The sequence below is a fragment of the Photobacterium sp. GB-210 genome (assembly GCF_003026075.1).
Lineage (GTDB): Bacteria > Pseudomonadota > Gammaproteobacteria > Enterobacterales > Vibrionaceae > Photobacterium.
Genome location: NZ_PYNU01000006.1, coordinates 1 through 17,277, shown reverse-complemented (window position 1 = coordinate 17,277; position 17,277 = coordinate 1). Strand labels below are relative to the sequence as shown.

General features: G+C 38.4%; 15 protein-coding genes. 12 read left to right on the top strand and 3 right to left on the bottom strand.

Features of this window, described 5'->3' with window-relative positions; translation table 11 throughout:
• Nucleotide 1 precedes the first annotated feature (1 nt).
• Entirely contained in the window at nt 2-1,114 is a 1,113-nt protein-coding gene (locus C9J38_RS10175) for an efflux RND transporter periplasmic adaptor subunit (RefSeq protein WP_370444644.1), read from the bottom strand.
• A 187-nt stretch (nt 1,115-1,301) separates the two neighbouring features.
• Between C9J38_RS10175 and C9J38_RS10170 the strand changes: the two genes are divergently transcribed.
• Together C9J38_RS10170 and C9J38_RS10165 are read left to right on the top strand one after the other, a co-directional pair.
• Nucleotides 1,302-1,901: a TetR/AcrR family transcriptional regulator gene (locus C9J38_RS10170; RefSeq protein ID WP_107207113.1), complete on the top strand. Its 600-nt coding sequence runs from the start codon at nt 1,302-1,304 to the stop codon at nt 1,899-1,901.
• Nucleotides 1,902-2,101: 200 nt separating this feature from the next.
• The gene (locus C9J38_RS10165) at nt 2,102-2,476 is read left to right on the top strand and encodes a YgiW/YdeI family stress tolerance OB fold protein (RefSeq protein ID WP_107206989.1); all 375 of its coding nucleotides are present in this window, start codon (nt 2,102-2,104) and stop codon (nt 2,474-2,476) included.
• Nucleotides 2,477-2,539: 63 nt separating this feature from the next.
• Here the strand turns inward: C9J38_RS10165 and yidA are convergent, their stop codons facing one another.
• Nucleotides 2,540-3,349, bottom strand: a complete 810-nt coding sequence (yidA, locus tag C9J38_RS10160; protein WP_107206988.1) for a sugar-phosphatase — start codon at nt 3,347-3,349, stop codon at nt 2,540-2,542.
• A 324-nt stretch (nt 3,350-3,673) separates the two neighbouring features.
• On the opposite strand from yidA, the gene C9J38_RS10155 reads away from it, so the two are divergent.
• The 7 genes from C9J38_RS10155 to C9J38_RS10125 all read left to right on the top strand — a co-directional run bounded on the left by C9J38_RS10155 (nt 3,674) and on the right by C9J38_RS10125 (nt 11,449).
• Entirely contained in the window at nt 3,674-4,675 is a 1,002-nt protein-coding gene (locus tag C9J38_RS10155; RefSeq protein WP_107206987.1) for an ABC transporter substrate-binding protein, read from the top strand.
• 97 nt (nt 4,676-4,772) lie between these two features.
• Nucleotides 4,773-5,666, top strand: a complete 894-nt coding sequence (locus C9J38_RS10150; protein ID WP_005364222.1) for a proline/glycine betaine ABC transporter permease — start codon at nt 4,773-4,775, stop codon at nt 5,664-5,666.
• Nucleotides 5,663-6,922 carry a glycine betaine/L-proline ABC transporter ATP-binding protein gene (locus tag C9J38_RS10145; protein ID WP_107206986.1) on the top strand — a complete coding sequence of 420 codons (1,260 nt, stop codon included), beginning with the start codon at nt 5,663-5,665 and terminating at the stop codon, nt 6,920-6,922. Before C9J38_RS10150 ends, C9J38_RS10145 begins: the two co-directional genes overlap by 4 nt.
• A gap of 270 nt (nt 6,923-7,192) precedes the next feature.
• Complete coding sequence (locus tag C9J38_RS10140; protein ID WP_107206985.1) at nt 7,193-7,924, top strand: response regulator; 732 nt, start codon at nt 7,193-7,195, stop codon at nt 7,922-7,924.
• 84 nt (nt 7,925-8,008) lie between these two features.
• Complete coding sequence (locus tag C9J38_RS10135; RefSeq protein WP_107206984.1) at nt 8,009-9,454, top strand: ATP-binding protein; 1,446 nt, start codon at nt 8,009-8,011, stop codon at nt 9,452-9,454.
• Nucleotides 9,455-9,473: 19 nt separating this feature from the next.
• Entirely contained in the window at nt 9,474-10,751 is a 1,278-nt protein-coding gene (locus C9J38_RS10130) for an ABC transporter substrate-binding protein (protein WP_370444643.1), read from the top strand.
• Nucleotides 10,752-10,789: 38 nt separating this feature from the next.
• Nucleotides 10,790-11,449, top strand: coding sequence for an alpha/beta hydrolase (locus C9J38_RS10125; RefSeq protein ID WP_107206983.1), 660 nt, complete (start codon nt 10,790-10,792; stop codon nt 11,447-11,449).
• A 98-nt stretch (nt 11,450-11,547) separates the two neighbouring features.
• On the opposite strand, the gene C9J38_RS10120 is transcribed toward C9J38_RS10125, so the two are convergent.
• On the bottom strand, nt 11,548-12,924 hold the full coding sequence (locus C9J38_RS10120; protein ID WP_107206982.1) for an MATE family efflux transporter: 1,377 nt from the start codon (nt 12,922-12,924) through the stop codon (nt 11,548-11,550).
• 119 nt (nt 12,925-13,043) lie between these two features.
• Here C9J38_RS10120 and C9J38_RS10115 point away from each other — a divergent pair, with 119 nt between their 5' ends.
• From C9J38_RS10115 to C9J38_RS10105, 3 genes are all read left to right on the top strand, one after another.
• Nucleotides 13,044-13,922, top strand: a complete 879-nt coding sequence (locus C9J38_RS10115; RefSeq protein WP_107206981.1) for a LysR family transcriptional regulator — start codon at nt 13,044-13,046, stop codon at nt 13,920-13,922.
• A gap of 80 nt (nt 13,923-14,002) precedes the next feature.
• Nucleotides 14,003-15,913 carry an alkaline phosphatase D family protein gene (locus C9J38_RS10110; RefSeq protein WP_107206980.1) on the top strand — a complete coding sequence of 637 codons (1,911 nt, stop codon included), beginning with the start codon at nt 14,003-14,005 and terminating at the stop codon, nt 15,911-15,913.
• A 227-nt stretch (nt 15,914-16,140) separates the two neighbouring features.
• Nucleotides 16,141-16,479 (top strand): hypothetical protein, encoded by a 339-nt coding sequence (locus C9J38_RS10105; protein ID WP_107206979.1) that lies wholly within the window; start codon nt 16,141-16,143, stop codon nt 16,477-16,479.
• Nucleotides 16,480-17,277 lie beyond the last annotated feature (798 nt).

Genomic DNA, 17,277 nt, shown 5'->3' with positions numbered 1-17,277 from the left:
TTTACGCTCCATTTTTTGTGTTATCAGTGTATGGGCGTACTTCCATACCTGGCTTCAACTTAGATACACCAGCGATGACAATACGTTCACCAACTGTTAGGCCATTAAGAACGGTAATACAGTTTTTGTTGACACTACCCACTGTGATGTAGCGTTTTGATACTGAATTGTCTTTATTCACCACCCATACAAATTGTTTGCTCTTGTTATCTGGAACGACAGATGCCAGTGGAACAATAATTGGGTTTCGGTTTTCTTGTGGACACAATGCTAGGTTTGGAGAAACTTTAACGGGCATACCCGGTAAGAGATTTAACCCTTTGTCGTCGTTAATACTAAGGACAACAGAGAAGGTTTGTGTGATCGGATCGGCTTGGGTTGAGTAGGTACGCAAACTCAAAGGTAATAATTGATCTGTATTATTATTTAACTCTGCAACAGCTTTATTACATGTCATTCCTGCAAGCATGACACTGTCTGTAATATTAATAACCACTTCTAAGTCATCAATATTATGTAATGTTAATACCGGATTATTAGCTTGAATTTGAACGTGATTATCAATTAATTTACGTCCAATGATACCACTAAATGGTGCAACTAACTGGGTGTAATTTAGCTTGTTTTTCGCTTCTTTTACCCGGTTTTGTGCCAAGTTATATCGGACAATAAGTTTATCTAAATCACTTTTAGAAATCGCTTGGCTGCTTTCATAGATGGCTTTACCACGTTGGTAAGCTTTGCTTGCATCTGTTAATTCAAGTTGTGCAGCGGCAAAAATAGTTTGGGCATCTTTGGGATCAAGCTTTGCTAATAGTTGACCTTTAGTCACACGGTCACCTTCGTTAACAAAGATATGGTTTACTCGACCTGTAACTTGAAATGATAAATCGGCACGTTGCGCAGAACGAATGACACCGTTAAAGCTCAAATTAGTATTTGCTTTGGGCTTTACAATTTCAGTAAGCGCAGGGCTAATGATGGGTTCTTGAACTTGTTTTTGTTGTTCTTTATCGCCACAACCTGACAGTGCGACAAGCACGATTGAAAAACTCACTGCGAGTTTACTAAATGAGAATGATGCCATTTTAGACATTGCTGATTGAGTTTTCACCGGATTCTCCGCTATCAGTATGGGACGGTATAAAAATTAGAAAACATGTTTATTTGTATGGAAATATAACAAGTAAACTTTTGGGTGTATTTTATGGGGGAATGGTATTTTGTAAACTACTAAGTGTACTTTTTTGTGACAAAATGTTAGATTAGGATCACAGGCGGTGAAAATAGGCAGTGAATCAATGAAGCAAACAGAACGTAAACATTTAGCAATTATTGCGGCAGCAAAAGCAGAATTTATCGAACATGGATTTATTGCTGCCAATATGGATAGAATTTCACAGGTTGCTGAAGTATCAAAACGGACTTTATATCGTCATTTTGATAGTAAAGAAACGCTATTTATTTCAGTATTGAAGATCATTCAAGACTCAGTGAATGAAAATGTGCAATACCATTTTGATCCACAAATGCCATTAAAAACACAGTTAATTGAAATTACACGTCGTGAAGTTGATATCTTGTACCATACGTATGGTATTTCTCTTTCTCGTATTATTGTAATGGAATTTATTCGCCAGCCAGAATTAGCTAAAAACTTAGTGAAAGATTTGTATAGCACCAGTGCAATTGCAGATTGGTTTAAATTGGCTATTGAAGAAAAAGCAATTGTTGATAAAGATGTCGCTTTGTTAACAAATATCTACATGAGTTTATTCCAAGGCTTATTTTTCTGGCCTCAAGTCATGGAGCTAGCGCCACCTTGTGAAGGTATGCAAGTAGAAGAAAATATTAATACTGTTGTTGATGTATTTTTGAATTCGTTTGCTATTGCCAAGTAATATTCTTCATAAAAAAGATATCTCGATATTTACAATATTACTTCACGTTTATTTGATATATAGCATGATATAATCCCTTTAAGAAATAGGTTGGGAAAGTAAATACTTATTTGTAGTTATTGAATGGTGGTGTATATTTGCTTTAGCAATAACACTTATTGTCAACCGTAATATAATATTCATAACATCGGATTAACGTGATGAAAAAATTATTAGTTGTTTCTGCTTTTCTTCTTTCAACGTCAGCGTTTGCTGCAACTACCGCTGCACCGGCACAACCTGCTCACGGTGGGTTCACTGGTCCTTCAGTAACACCTGTTATTAAGACAATTAGCCAAGTTAAAAATGCACAAGATGACGCGGCTGTTGAATTAACAGGTTACATCACAACTTCACTGGGTAATGATGATTACATGTTTAAAGACAATACCGGTGAAATCAAAGTTGAAATCGATCATAATGATTGGAACGGCGTGAATGCAACACCATCAACGAAACTTAAGATCCGTGGCGAAGTAGACAAAGATTGGTCTGAGCGTACGATTGATGTAAAAGCCGTTGCTTTAGCTAACTAATTATTTCCTCAAAAATAATTTGAATAAATCGCTATTTCTGATTTAGAAATAGCGATTTTTTTGTTATTTATCTAAAATAAACTGCTGAATAACTTTGGCAACACCTGCATTATTGTTAGTGTCAGTAATAAAATTAGCGATAGCTTTCGTTTCTTCTGTTGCATTTCCCATTGCAACACCAAGACCAGCATACTCAATCATATGGTGATCATTGCCGGCATCCCCCATACAAATAACTTCACTTTGTTTGATGTCTAAGTATTCTGCTAGCGCTTCAACACCTACACCTTTATTACTATTTGGATTCATAAATTCAAGAAAAAAGGGAGCACTTTGTACAATCGTGTAGGATTGATAAAACGCTTTTGGTAATTGAGCAATGGCGGCTGATAGGCGATCAGGTTCATCGATTATCATTACTTTCATCACTTCTTCGTCATTTTCTAGTGTTGCAAAGTCTTCAACAGTAATTTCAAGACCATTAATTTTTGCTTCATGATCAGTGTAATAGTTATTTTCTGGTGTAATCAGGCCTTGACGACGAGTAAATGCATGAACATGAACACCAAGCTCATGAGCCAGTGAAGCAATGTTTTTAGCGTCCAAACCCGTTAATGTTTCGCTACGAATAATCTCTTTATTAGAGACGCGTTGAACGAGTGAAGCATTGTAACTTAAAACAAAGTCATTACTGCCTGTCATTTCTAGTTCGTTTAGTGCCCATGTCATCCCTTCTAAAGGGCGTCCTGACGCTAACACAATTGATACCCCTTGCTTGCGAGCCGCTGAAATTGCAGCTTTATTTTCTTGGGAAATCGTACCGTCAGAACTCAGAAGAGTACCGTCCATATCAAGCGCAACTAATTTATACATCATTCTACCCATTACAGAATTAAAACGGTTTTCATCATAAGCAAATTGAGCGCCGAAAACGATAAGAATAATGTTTAATAAGCGTTCTTTTGATCATTAATCGCTGACAAGTTTATGAATGTAATAAGCATTAATGTATTATTAAAAATTGTTACCAAATAATTATTTATTGTTAATAAACTTGGTGTTTTTAGTTTAATTTGTTTAGACTACTAAATAAATTGGCACAATAAATTGCCTTTTGAGTAGTTATTAGCGCACAGAAAAATTGTTTTTTACTCGTTTGCGCTGACCGATTCGATATAAATGATAAGGATAATATTTATGCGAAAGCTTCTGGCTGCGACGGTATTGCTATCAGCAATGTCAGCATCTCAAGTTCATGCAAGTGAATGTGGAAAAGTCACTATTGCTGATATGAATTGGAACTCAGCAACATTATTAGCCAACGTCGACAGTTTCATTTTACAGCATGGGTATGGTTGTGAAACGGATCTTGTTCCTGGCGATACGATGCCGACTGGTACATCAATGGTTGAGAAGGGCGAACCGGATATTGCACCTGAATTTTGGAGTAATTCGATGAAAGCCGCGTTAGATCGTGGTGTTGAAGAAGGGCGTATCCAATATGCAGGTACGAGCTTTTCTGATGGTGGTGAAGAAGGCTTTTGGGTTCCAGAATACATGGTGAAAAAAGATCCAAGCCTAGCGACTATTGCGGGCATTAAGAAGAATGCCAAACTTTTCACTCACCCAGAAGATCCTGAAAAAGCAGCATTTTATAATTGTCCAGCAGGTTGGAACTGCCAGATTTCTGCTGGTAACCTATTCGAAGCACTAAAACTTGAAGATGCAGGGTTTGATCTTATTGATCCAGGTTCAGGTGCAGGCCTTTCAGGTTCAATTGCTAAAGCTTATGAGCGTGGTGAAGCATGGTTTGGTTATTACTGGGCACCGACAGCGGTGTTAGGTAAATACAAAATGGTAAAAGTGGACTTTGGCTCAGGCGTTGATGCGAAGTACTTTAAAGAGTGTTTAACCAAGCCTGAATGTGTTGATCCGAAAGTTTCTATGTACCCACCGTCAGAAGTCGATACCGTTATTACCACTTCGTTTGCGAAACGTGCACCTGAAGCGGTGAAATACCTAGGTCAACGTTCTTTTACTAATGCACAAATGAATAGCCTTTTAGCGTGGATGGAAGATAACCAAGCTGATGGCGAAACCGTAATGGAAGAGATTCTAACGAATCACGAAGATATTTGGGTGAAGTGGGTTTCTCCTGAAGTTGCAGATAAAGTACGTGGTGCTTTAGCTGATTTGTAAGCTGTACGTCTACAGTGGTAGCTAACTACCACTGTAGCCACTTCGCTAAGGATATAGCGTAAGTGGGGAATAAAAGTAGTATGTATGGATAACAGTTATGTCAGATAAATCATGGTTAACTGAATTTCCGCAGCTTGAGCGTGCTCAGCTAGTTGAAATTCGAAAAACGTTGGACGGTGCTTATCGTTCTTTTTCTCGTGAATATGGCGACACAATCGAAGGCTTCTTCGATCCTCTTCTTTCTTTTCTTATCTGGTTTGAAAAACTTTTACTCGCCACTCCTTGGTGGATAGTGATTGCGGTATTGGCAGCGATTGCTTTCGTCGCAAGCCGATCGTGGAAATTATCACTTGGTGTCGTGTTGTCTTTTGGTTTCATCGGTGTGTTTGGTATGTGGGATAATACCATGCGAACCATGAGTATTATTTTAGTTTCTACGATGGTTGCCATAGGGATCGGAATACCAATAGGTATTGCTATGGCACGTTCTGAGAAGGTTCAGCGGGTTGTCACACCACTACTTGATGTGATGCAGACTATGCCAGCCTTTGTTTATTTGATCCCCGTTGTTATGTTACTCGGTCTTGGTAAAATTCCAGGCTTAATCGCTGTTGTTATTTATTCTGTCCCACCTGTTATTCGCTTAACCAACCTTGGTATTCGTTTGGTTGATGAAGAAGTGCTGGAGGCAGCCACAGCCTATGGCGCAAGCCCAATGCAGCGCTTATTTGGAGTGCAGATCCCACTGGCAATGCCTAATATTATGGCAGGAATAAACCAAACCATCATGATGGCACTTGCGATGGTTGTTATTGCTTCAATGATTGGTGTGAAAGGGTTAGGTCAACCGGTATTAAAATCGATTACCAACCAGTATTTCACCTTAGGTTTATTAAACGGCTTAGCGATTGTTGCGCTCGCAATTATTTTTGATCGTATATCACAAAGCTATGCTAAACGTACACAGCAACACTTAGGAGGTCGATCATGAGTTCATTATCAAAGCAGGATCCCCTCATTAGAGTGAAAAACCTCTATAAAGTGTTCGGTCCAAAAGCAAAAAAAGTTGTTCAACAAGTGAAAGATGGTGCATCTAAAGATGACATTTTAGCGAAAACCGGTCATACGGTTGGATTAAGCGATATCAACTTAGATATTTACCCGGGTGAAATTTTTGTGATTATGGGTCTATCAGGTTCTGGTAAATCAACCCTGATCCGTCACTTTAATCGCTTGATTGATCCAACTGAAGGGGTCATTGAAATTGAAGGGACAGATGTTATGTCACTCAATGAAAAGCAGCTTCAGGATTTTCGCCGTCATAAAATGTCGATGGTTTTTCAACGCTTTGGTTTAATGCCGCATCGCACGGTTTTACAAAATGTTGGCTATGGGTTGCAAGTACAGGGACTGAGTAAAAGCGCATGGCAAGCCAAAGCGAAAGAGTGGTTAGCGACTGTTGGTTTGACGGGATATGAAAATAGCTACCCAGCAAATCTTTCTGGTGGTCAGCAACAACGTGTTGGTTTAGCTCGCGCATTATGTACTGATGCTGAAATTCTATTAATGGATGAAGCATTCTCTGCACTTGATCCTTTGATCCGTAGTGAAATGCAAGATCAGCTTATTGAGTTACAAGAAAAGTTACATAAAACAATTGTCTTTATTACCCACGATTTAGATGAAGCATTACGGTTAGGCGATCGTATTGCCATTTTACGAGATGGGGTATTAGTGCAGCAGGGTAAACCTGTTGATATCTTATTAAACCCAGCTGACGACTATGTCGAAGCGTTTGTGAAAGACGTTAACCGTGCTCGTGCACTGACGGTTGAAACGGTTATGAAGCCACAAGTTGTTCGTATCTCTTCTGAAACGATTGGCGAAGCTGTTGCTGAAATGCGTAAAGTAAAAGATGATTTCGCGTATTACGTTGATAATCAAGGTTATCAAGGGGTCATCACGCAAGAGAAATTAGAGAGTGTAAAAGAATCTGATTATGCTAATGCAATAGACGCTTCAATGCTCGAAGATGTCCCAGCAGTTTCAACTGATGCGCTACTTGAAACCGTGATCCCTGAGACTTTAGATAGTGATCATCCACTGCCAGTAGTGGATGCTGATGGACAGGTAACAGGGCGATTGTCTCGTTCAACATTGGCTGAAGTATTGAGTGATCATGCAAATGACGCGGCATCAGATAAAAATGTTGAAGTCATTAAAAAAGTAGAATCTAAAGTCGCTTAAGTCAGCTTTTCTTACCATTGATTGGCGATAAAAATATAACCAGTGTGTTATTGCTTTTATTAGTAATTACCACTGGTTTTTTCGTTGTAAGGTATTAAATATGTTAACAAGGTACCGATAATGCGTCATGGATAGCGCAAATTGCTGACATTTTTTTTAAATAGTGGTCAAATACACGAAATAGTAAATAGCCTATATTCGCTCTATTTCTCAATGCATTCGCTGATTAAAAGCGAGAAATAGTCTAATGTCGTATGGTGAGCAAAAGACATGAGTATCTCTAAACAAATCCTCGTCGTTGATGATGATAAAGAAATCCGTGAACTACTGGAGGAGTACTTAACCAAGAACGGTTTTGAAGTCCAAACTGCCGCGGAAGGCGAGGAAATGAAACGTTGCCTTGCTGGTGGATATCCAGATTTGATTCTTCTCGATATCATGATGCCTGGTGATGATGGGTTTACCTTATGTCAGCATATTCGCAAAAAGTCAGATGTCCCTATTATTATGTTGACGGCTGTTTCTGAAGAGATGGATCAAATCATAGGACTTGAAATTGGAGCCGATGACTATATCGCCAAACCCTTTAGTCCTAGACAGCTGTTAGCTCGTATTAAAGCGATATTACGCCGTAGCAAAGTGTCAGATAACCAACATTCTAACCCTAGTGCAAAATTTATTAGTTTTTCTAATTGGCGTTTAGATACCACAGCACATCGTTTAGTGAATGTACTTAATAATGAAGCGTTTGAGTTAACAAGTGGTGATTATTCATTGTTGATGCTATTTCTATCGAGACCGAATCAAATTTTAGATCGCGATACTATTTCATGTGCGACTCGAGGAAGAGATGCACAACCGTCAGAGCGTGGTATTGATGTCGCATTAAGTCGTTTACGTAACCGTTTAGGCGACAAAGGTCGTACTCAGCGTTTAATTAAAACCAGTCGTGGTAACGGTTATATATTTACTGCCGATGTTCGTTATAACGACCATGTGTAAAGTTAGCCACATTATAGAGAAATAATATTAAGTGTGGTGATAGCCACACTTTTTTAATATCTTGAGATAGGTAGATATTGAATTATGAAATGGAAATCATTGTGGCCTAAATCATTGGTTTCACGTACTTTATGGTTAACTTTGTTGGCCGTCTTTCTTGCTCAAGTGATCGCAACAGGCATTTGGTACACCCAATCAAAAAAACGAGATTTAGAGGGGTTGCAATCAACATCTGCGAGCATGGCAACCATGTTTGCATCGACAGTGAATTTCTTTCAATCATTGCCGCTAGAATATCGCCATATTGTATTAGAGCAGTTGCGCAATATGGGCGGGACACGGTTTTTTGTATCGTTTAATGATCAAGAAATCAATATTAAGCCAATTAAAAATACTGAACAAAAAGAAATGGCAGTGTCAGTTTTTAAAACGGTGTTACATGAAAAATTACCTACCCTTAGTAATATTCAGGTTGAGTTTTCACGACCAGAAACGCTGCATGTATTAAAAAATGATATTTTGCTGTCAGATCTACCGCGTTCTTGGGTACATAATACGCTAAGTTTAGAGCCACTTAATCCCCCTATTTTAGTGGTGCAAATAGAGCTTGATAAAGGTCAGTGGTTATATATTGCAGCGTTATTGCCTGCCCCTTATATGATGCTAAAAGATGAGATTATTACGCGCCAGCAAATTATATTCCTAACCTTTAGTACCGTTTTATTACTGCTGTTTACTTACATCATGGTAAGACGACAAACACGACCATTAAAACAATTGGCGGATGCTGCTAACGCGTTAAGTCTTGATATTTACCAGCCGCCATTAAAAGAGCAAGGGGCGAGTGAATTAGTGATGGCAACGCAAGCATTTAATCGAATGCAGTTGCGTTTAAGAAAATATATTGAAGATCGTGAACAGCTATTTTCCTCTATATCACATGATTTAAAAACGCCGATTACTCGCTTACGGTTACGTGCAGAATTGATCGATGATGATGAAAAAATTGATAAATTTAATCACGATCTCGATGAACTCGAAATCATGGTGAAAGGGGCGCTACAGTGTGTAAAAGATACCGATTTACATGAGAATTTGGTGACCATTGATGTCGAACTTTTATTAAATAGTATTGCTGAACATCATAATCATAAAGACACCAAAGTTCGTTTACCTCAACACCCTATTTTGCCGATTATGGCAAAACCGTTAGCTTTAAAACGTTGTTTAAGTAACTTAATCGATAATGGTGTGAAATATGGACACAGCGTGACGATAAATGTCATTGATAGTCCAGATAAACTGATCATCACCATTAGTGATAAGGGACAAGGGATCCCTGATACAAAGCTAAAAACGGTATTTGAACCCTATGTTCGCTTAGCGACCGATAATACGGGGCATGGGCTTGGGATGGGAATTTCACGCAATATCGTACGAGCTCATGGTGGTCAGTTAACGATCAAAAACAGTATTAAAGGTGGGTTGTTAGTGACTGTTGTACTTCCTCGGTTATTAAAAAATGCTTAATGTTATTGTCGGATATAAGATGAAAATGAATATCAAGCAATGGCGTCTCTGCGCCTTATTACTGCTTGTTTGTCAGCCAGCTTTTGCAGAAGGGACTGTTGAAGTATTGCATTGGTGGACGTCAAAAGGCGAATCTAAAGCGATTCAAGTTTTAAAAGAGAAAATGGAAACGAAAGGGCATCACTGGAAAGATTTTGCCATTGCCGGTGGTGGTGGCCAAAGTGCGATGACCGTCCTAAAAATGCGGGCAATATCGGGGAATCCACCCACCGCGGCACAGTTAAAAGGGCAAGACATTCAAGAGTGGGGACGTTTAGGCTTTCTAACATCACTTGATAAAGTTGCAGAACAAGAGCATTGGGATAACGTGTTATTACCTGAAGTGCAGCAAATCGTTAATGATCTTCAGTTGATAAAATATGACGGCCATTATGTGGCAGCACCAGTAACTTTACATCGTGTCAATTGGCTATGGATCAATCCACATATATTTAAACTTGCAGGCGCAAAAGTACCCACAACCTTAGCTGAATTTTATGTGGCGGCTGACAAAATCAAAGCGGCAGGTTATATCCCATTAGCTCATGGTGGCGAGTCTTGGCAAGATGCGACTTTGTTCGAAGCGGTGGCGTTAAGCGTACTTGGCGCAAGAGATTATACGAAAGCGTTTGTTGATTTAGATTTAACTGAGCTTAGTAGTGATAAGATGGTTGAGGTGTTCCGTCAGTTCAAAAAGATGCGACAGTATATAGATCCAAATGCAAAAGGGCGTCGTTGGAACCAAGCCACCGAAATGCTTATGCATGACAAAGCCGCAATGCAAATAATGGGAGATTGGGCAAAAGGCGAGTTCACTAGCGAACACAAAATTGCAGGTAAGGATTATTTATGCGTACCTGTACCGGGAACACAAGGTATGTTTTCTTATAATCTTGATACTATTACTTTTTTCAAATTAAAAAGTAACGAAGAAGATGAAATAGCACAACAAGATTTAGCGCAAATATTATTAACCAAGCCATTTCAACGAGCTTTTAGTTTATATAAAGGTTCGATCCCGATCCGTCAGGATGTATCGTTAAAGGGATTTGACTCTTGTTCATTAGCCTCAATGAAAGCATTTAAGGTTGCAGCAAAAAACAATGCGCTTGTCCCCAGTTTTTCGCATAATTTAGCGACATCCAGTGATGTTCAAAGTGCAATCATTGATGTTGTAAGCCGTTTCTTTGATGATCCAAGCGCGGATCCTAAAATGGCAGCTGTTCGCTTATCTCGCGCAGTAAAATCAGCAATGTAACTGCGTGTCTGTATTTGGAAAAGAATAAGGATAGGAAAATGGATTATTTAGCGAGTGTTGAAATAGAACCCAATGTGCCCGCGACAGCCAGTGTTATTTGGTTACATGGTTTAGGCTCTAATGGCCATGATTTTGAGGCTTTGTTACCGCATTTACAGTTAGAAGAAACATCGCCAATACGTTTTATATTTCCTCACTCACCGACGCTGAATGTCACCATTAATGGTAATGCCTTAATGCCAGCATGGTATGACATTATTTCATTAGATACATATCGTAAAATTAATGAAGCACAACTGATGGAATCTGCTCAAAAGGTAATAGATCTTGTCGAACGTGAAATTAGTCGTGGCATTCCTTCTGAACGTATTATTCTTGCGGGATTTTCACAAGGCGGTGCGGTAGTTTATCAAGCAGGATTAAGCTACTCCAAGCCATTAGCGGGAATATTGGCACTATCAACTTATTTCCCAACTGCAGAGGTAATTCAATATAGCGATGTGAATCGTAATATGCCGATTGAAATTATGCATGGCTCTTATGATCCCGTTGTTATTCCTAAATTAGGTGAAATGGCACGAGATGATGTCATTAAGGCGGGATTTAAACCGCACTGGCGTACATACCCCATGGAGCATCAGGTTTGCATGCCTCAAATTGAGGATATTTCAGCATGGATAAAACAAACACTGTCTTAAATCTGACCTTAAATGGATTTAAAGATTTGTAGTGAAAAATAAAACGCATCAGAGCGGTTATCGATCTGATGCGTTTTTATTGCCGGTTGCTTTACTTATTAATCGATCAGGGGAGCTTGATTTTCTAGTGAATCAAGCGGCTTACAACGTTTATTGATATCACGCCAAACAATAACCGCAACAATACAGCTCAATACTATAGTGGATATTGGCATGGTTAACCATACACCAACAACGCCAAGTAATTTTGGTAAGAAATACAAAAACGGTAGTTGTATTAGCATGTTACTAATTGAGATCACTAATGCTTTTGACGCTTGATTCACCGACATAAAGTACATTGTTGCCAAGACAATAAAGCCATCTAAAAATATTGCAAACAGATGTAAACGAATACCTTGGGTCGCCTCTAATGTCAGCGCGCTGTTGCTGCTGTTAAACAAACTGATCAAAGTTGATGGGAAGCTTGTCAGTAACAAGAACCAAGCGATACCTGCAATCACCGTTGTTTTCATGGCTAATATTAACGTTTTTCGGATATTTTGCGGTTGTTTCGCACCGAAGTAGTAACTTACTGGCGGTTGCAAACCTTCACCAATACCTTCTGCTACCAAGTAGTACATTGTCATCATGTAGCCGACAATAGCAAAAGCGCCAACGGTTAATTCTGTGCCATATATCATGAATTGATAATTGTGTAGTGCGACAACAAAACTACCATAGAGGTACATGATCAGTGCTGATAAGCCTAACACCATGATCTTTTTACTTTCTGACAATGAAAAATCAGGCAGTGAAATTTTTAGTTTTAAAGTCGAGTATTGAGAGCGAAAATAAATCAAGCCACCAACACAGGTAATACCTTGTGCGATCAAAGTCGCAATGGCAGCACCTTTCAATTCCCAACCCATTAATCCTAAAAACACATAATCAAGAAGAATGTTAGTCAGTGCGCCTATTACTAATAACATGGTTGCGATTTTTGGGCTTTCATCATTTCGGATCAACATTGGCATTGCGCCTGCCAATACAGTAATAAAGGCTGCATTACCAAAAGTAGAAACATAGTCTAAAGCAAGGTGCTTAATGTTTTGTTGCGCCCCTTGAAGTTGTAAAAAATAGTCGCCAAACAATGTAAACGCAGCAAATGAAAGACAGCTAATAATAAAAGTTAGGATCAAACCGGTATTAAAAGCGCGCTGAGCATTAAGCTCATTTTGTTCACCGCGGGCGATTGAAATTAGCGTCCCGCTGCCAATACCAACCATCAAGCCTAAGCCTGATAATACAAATGTTATCGGCCATGCCATATTAATTGCGGCTAAGCCTTGGTAGCCAACGTAGTGGCCGACAAAGATCCCATCAACAATTTGATAGAGTCCATTAACCATCATTGCTGCAATAGAAGGGATGGTATAACGCCAAAAGTTTTTAGATATATTGCTCGACGACGGCATCGGTTCATTACTGTGCATAAATATTCTCATAAAATGGTCTACCCACAGGCTATTCAGTTGGTGGGAATCGCTGTATTATATCCGTATGTTAGATTGCTCAAAGATATTATATATCTGATTATCGGATGGATTGATTTATGGATTGGACATTAGATCAACTCAATGCTTTTGTTATTTCAGTACAACAAGGCTCTTTTTCGGCAGCCGCTCGGCGGTTAGGAAAAGCACAGTCACGGATCAGTACTGCAATTAGTAACTTAGAAGCAGATTTAGGGTTTGAATTATTCGATCGAAGTGCCAGATTACCAATCCTGACCCCTGAAGGTCAGCAAATGTATGAAGAAGCAAAGGTCGTATTAGCCCAATGTGAACGGTTACAATCTCGGGCATTGACGTTAACGCAAGGTGAAGAAGTTACCCTGACCATCGCAATGGATGAAGCATCACCATTAACCGCTTTTGAAGATTTCTTTCAACGTATTTCTGAGACATTTCCATTGGTGAAATTAACCATTATTAATGGCTCGAAAGATGATATAGCAAGCCGTGTAGATGAAAAAATGGCGGATATTGGCATATTATTTTTCAGTAAAACTTTGCCGAGTAGTTTAGAATTTACACCAATTTGTGAATTTAATTCATCATTAATTGTGGGGAAAAATCATTCATTAGCACAAATTTCAGCACCCACAGTGCAGCAATTAAGCCAGCACCGTCAACTATTAATTTGCGATCGAAGTGGACGCCACCACAGTGAAGCGTTATCCGCAAATTATTGGCAAATTGACAGCTACTATTCAATCACCTCGTTTGTATTGAGAAATATGGGCTGGGCATTTGTGCCTGATCATGTTTTTACATATGACTTTTTCTCCGAAGGGGTTGTAAAACTGTCGATGGAAAATATTCCCGCTTCGCAATGGATTGAAATGGGCGTTGTTAAACGCCGTGATCGAGCGACAGGGCCCGTTATAAAATGGATTCAGCAAGAACTAAAGAAAATGTTTACTCAATAGATTAAGTTTGATTATCTATTGTTGTTTTGATGGTATCGCAGTGAATGACACTGAATTATTACGCGCGAGTTGAGAAGTAAATGTCTAAAGAAGCACCAGCATCATCCTTACCACTTATTATTGCCGGTCCTATTTTACGGAAAGCGACAGCAACGCAATTAGTACTATGGTTTGTGACCACGGAACGATTGGATGCTACTTTTTACTTATATCAACAAGGTGATGATAATCCTTGCTACCAAGCCATTATTGCAGATGAACATCAAATTCAAATTGGTAAACATGCATGGGTTGTACTCGCACAGTTTGAAGGTGAATTTGCAGTTAATACTCCACTTGCTTACCAGCTTGATACCCAGCAAGGGCTTTTAACCGATTTAATTCCGTCATTAACCTACGATAATGAATCCATGATCAACATAGTGATCAACACTAGAGCCGATTATGTGTTACATGGTTCTTGTCGTAACCCTCATTATCCAAGCAAAGACAGCTTAGTGGTAGCAGATAGTAAAGTGGCTGAGCAACCCATTCTTGAACGCCCAAGTTTATTAATGATGAGTGGTGATCAAATTTACGCTGATCATGTTGCAGGTCCAACACTTGATGCGATTGAACAAGTGATCCAATTGCTAGGTTTACCCTCTGAAACGTTTGAACAGACTAGCATTGCAGATACAGAAGCCTTGTATCAGAGTCCTTATCATTTATATGGACGAGATAAATTATTACCGACGTATATTGATACTCAAACATGGTTAGGTAAATTATTGCCTGAGCGTGTGGTGCCTATTTTTAGCTCGCGAGAATGTGAAAATCATCTGATCAGTTTTAGTGAATATTTTGCAATGTATCTACTGGTATGGTCACCAACTTTGTGGGGGTGGGTTGATCGTAAACGGTTCGAGAAACAGAATTTCACCTGTGGTGGGGTACAAATTGCGCCTAAATGGCAGCAACAATGGCACCAAGAAAGCCATATTATGGATGATTTTGTTCAAGGTCTACCGCAAGTTCAGCGTTTGTTTGCACATATTCCGACGTATATGATTTTCGATGATCATGATGTGACGGATGATTATATGCTTAATCGTCGCTGGGAAACTGCAGCGTTTAATAACTTATTTTCACGCCGAATTATTGGTAATGCACTCATGAGTTACTGGCTATGTCAGGCGTGGGGCAATGCTCCCGAGAAATTTGAACAGCCGTTCCTTGATGACGCCAAGCGCTACTTTGCTGAGCCCTGCAATCAAACACAAGATGCATTTATTGCGCGGCTAAATCAGTTTGAGCAGTGGCACTATACCATTTCAACTACACCCAAAATGGTGGTATTAGATACGCGTACTCGACGTTGGCGTTCAGAATCGAATGATAACCGTCCATCAGGGTTAATGGATTGGGAAGCCATGATTGAGTTTCAACAGGAATTATTACATGAACCAGCGGTGATTATTGTCTCTGCCGCACCAATGTTCGGTGTAAAGTTTATTGAAACATTGCAACGAATGATGACATGGATAGGGCAACCGTTGCTTGTTGATGCAGAAAACTGGATGGCGCATCCGGGCTCTGCCAATACGCTATTGAGTATTTTTACCCATACCAAAACACCGACTCAATTTATTATTTTATCTGGTGATGTTCATTATTCTTTTGCTTATGACATAACGCTTCGTAACCACAAAGGTAAATTTCATATTTATCAGATCACGTGTAGTGGTTTAAAAAATGAATTCCCTAATCGGTTATTACGCTTTTGTGATGCAATGGATAGAGCATTATATAGTCCTCATTCCCCGTTAAACTGGTTTACCAAGCGTAAGAAATTGCTGATTGAAAAGCGTGATCCTGATATTACAGGCGCGCACAGATTGGTGAATCGAAGTGCAATAGGAGAGTTATATCTTGCATCAGATGGTACGCCTAAAGTGATAGAAATTTTAACTGCTGAAGGTGAAACTATCCATTTCCCAGTAAAAAAGTAAGGGTTATGTCAAACTGTGTTAACTGGGTGTCATTATTTTTTATCCTTGTTATAACAATGGGTTAAAGTACTGATGCTGATTATTTTTGAGTGTTTATTCATTTGTTTTCATTTTTTATAAGATTCTAGACATAAAATAGCTTAATTTGAGGGGCCTAAAATGCTAAATTGTAAGGCATTGCTCAAAGAGAGTTTGTTATAGGGTTACGTATTTTGAGAAAACGATTGATGAGCCAGTTATACAATGAGAAGGTATTTGTTGCCTTTTTGTTTTTATCTTTTGCAGGTTTGGCTGGGGCTCTTTTTTTCGTTGCTGAAAAGACTTATGACATTGATTCTGTTGCTGGTGAAGTAACAGAAACGTTCTCAAAGTTTGAAACTGAAGAGCGAGAATTAGTTTTAAAAGTTATACCAGAAGACAGTGAAAAAGCAGTGAATGTTCCTATCAAGTCGAGTGTTTTTTGTCCGGTTGGTTCTGATGTTATACTGTTTAAAAAAGAATGTAAGTTATTCGGACCTACAGAATATGAGCTTATTTCATGTGGTTGTGATATTAATACTTATTAATATTAAATAAAGTAATAACTATTTATTTACATTGGAAAATTAATCTCTATTCATTCTATTCTCAAAGGTAAAGTCTTTTACTCATTATCATAGCTTATAAAATTAAAACATAGTTATTACTTACATATTATGCACCTGAATGATGGATATCAAAACATATAAAAAGGAATATGTTAATTAGTTAATAAAAGATGGTGTAGAAATGTTCGCAGTACAGGTTAATTACTTTTAAGGTACTACAACTTTTTCATTATTACTATTAGTATCACAACCAATATGGATTATACGTTTTGATGTATTAGTACTTAAGAATAAGATTCCTGGGTAATCAGAAACTGAATATATAGAACAATTATTATTGTTGGTTAACGCATTTTGCTACGCTTATATCGGGTGTGTTAGCTGATATCACCGCTGTGTTTCTGTGCTCGTCTCCGCCTTTTTTACATGTATGTTTATCCGTGAATTAGGTTCATTTTTTGATTAATATATTCATCATAGTTTTTGGATCGCATCTGCCTTAATCGTCGTTATTTCCGCAAAAGGGTATTCACTAACGGATAGAAAAAACACACTATTAAATTTAGAATTTTTTTGATAAATAATAGCTTCTCATTACATTGTTTAGGTCTTGAAATATTATTTGTCTTTTCTGTTTATTTTTAATGGGCAGTTTTTTTCTTAGGCAATGGGTGATTATTATATAAGGATTGTGAAAAGTATAGAATAATAAATGTATTCAAAATTGACATGGTTGTTATTAATATATTGAATATTTCAATTAATGAGAAATTCTAC